Origin of the sequence: Actinomyces urogenitalis DSM 15434 (genome assembly GCF_000159035.1) — a bacterium.
Lineage (GTDB): Bacteria > Actinomycetota > Actinomycetes > Actinomycetales > Actinomycetaceae > Actinomyces > Actinomyces urogenitalis.
Genome location: NZ_DS999583.1, coordinates 1 through 1,789, shown reverse-complemented (window position 1 = coordinate 1,789; position 1,789 = coordinate 1). Strand labels below are relative to the sequence as shown.

1 protein-coding gene is annotated in these 1,789 nt (G+C 68.2%); it reads left to right on the top strand.

Annotated elements, in window-relative coordinates:
- A partial coding sequence (locus tag HMPREF0058_RS13055) for a MucBP domain-containing protein (RefSeq protein ID WP_006549929.1) occupies nt 1–1,714 on the top strand: 1,714 nt, incomplete at its 5' end.
- Nucleotides 1,715–1,789 lie beyond the last annotated feature (75 nt).

The following is a 1,789-nucleotide window of genomic DNA, read 5'->3' as shown; positions in this document are numbered from 1 at the left end:
GCTCCCCGGCGATATCCTCTCCGGCGGTGACACCGAGCATGAGGCGGTCTATGCCGTCTACCCGGGCCGCACGCTCGACCTCACGGGCGCGGTCAAGATCGACGGCATCAAGCAGCAGATGGTGGGCATCGAGGGCCAGTTCGGTAACCCCGACGGCTCGACGATCGCGATCGACGTTAAGGACTTCGGTTTCACCGCCACGCTTACGGTCCCGGACGGCATGACGCTGCCCGAGAACGTCTCCGCGGGCACGGTGGTTCCCGAGGGCCTCGCGGAGACCTTCGAGATCACCGAGGCGAAGGCCGAGGGCCAGAAGGTCACGATCACCTTCGGCCTCAAGAACGCCGCCTCGCTCGACACCTACGCCAAGCTCAAGGCCGCGGTCGATGCCGCGGGCGTGAGCGGCGGCGCCTGGCTCAGGGTCACCGTTCCCGGCGTGACCGTGAACGACGATGTCCAGGCTGGGCAGCAGCTCGTGGTCCGCGGCACGGTGGACGGCCGGTTCAAGGCGATCGCCACCTCCGCCGCAGGCACCGCGAAGGCCTTCTCCTTCGCGTGGACGGGCGAGCAGTGGGCTGAGGGTAAGGACGCCGTGGCCGGTGGGGACGCCTCCATCCGCTTCACGGCCGTGATCCCGCAGTCGATCGCGCAGGAGCTCCCGGGCGACATGCTCACCGGCTCCGACACGACGCACGAGGCCACGCCCGAGGTGGCGGTGGGCTCGAGCATCAACCTCACGGGCCTGGTGAAGATCGACACGATCAAGCAGCAGATGGCCGCCATCGAGGGTCGCTTCGGCAACCCCGACGGCGGCACCATCGCGGTGGACGTGAAGAACTTCGGCTTCACCGCGACGATGACGGTGCCGGAGGGCATGACGCTCCCGGCGGACCTCACCAAGGAGGACGTGGCCAAGGCCGCGGAGGGCCTGGGTGACACCTTCGAGATCACCGGCGTGAAGGTTGAGGGTCAGAAGGTCACGATCACCTTCGGGCTCAAGGACGCCGCCTCGCTCGACACCTACGCCAAGCTCAAGGCGGCGGTCGACGCCTCGGGCGTGAACGGGGGCACCGAGCTCAAGGTGACCGTCCCCGGCATCAAGATCGCGAGCGACCTGGCCGCGGGCACCGTCCTCACCTCGACGGGCACCGTGACCGGCGAGTTCGGCGCGGTGGCGACGTCGGCCTCCGGCAGGCGCGAGGTCTTCGTCTTCGACTGGACGGCGAAGCAGCTCGCCGACGGCAAGGACGCTCTTGCGACCGATGACGACACGATCCAGCTCTCGATGAAGATCGCCTCCGGCACCGTCACCGTGAAGTATATGGACGAGCAGGGGAACGAGATCGCCGGCCCCGAGACGCTCACGGGCGCCGTGGGCGCGGCCTACACGGCTGAGAAGAAGTCGATTGACGGCTACGAGTTCAAGGAGCTGCAGAAGGGCTCCGCTCCGGAGAGCGGCACCTTCGCCAAGGCCGATCAGACGGTCACGTACGTGTACCAGAAGGTCACTGAGCCGACGGGTGGTCCGACTGACGAGCCGAGCACTCCTGGTACGGACAAGCCTGGCAAGCCCGGCAAGACCACCAAGCCTGGTAAGGGTGGCAAGTCGCTGTCCAAGACCGGTGCTGCGGTGCTGCCGCTGCTGGCTCTGTCGGCTGCGGGTGTGGCTGCGGGTGCGGGGCTGCTGGCCCGGCGTCGTCGTGACGAGGCCTGATCGCGAGCGGTACTAGACCGACACTGACCCGGTGGGGCCGGCGGAGAGATCCTCTCTCCGCCGGCCCCACCGGCG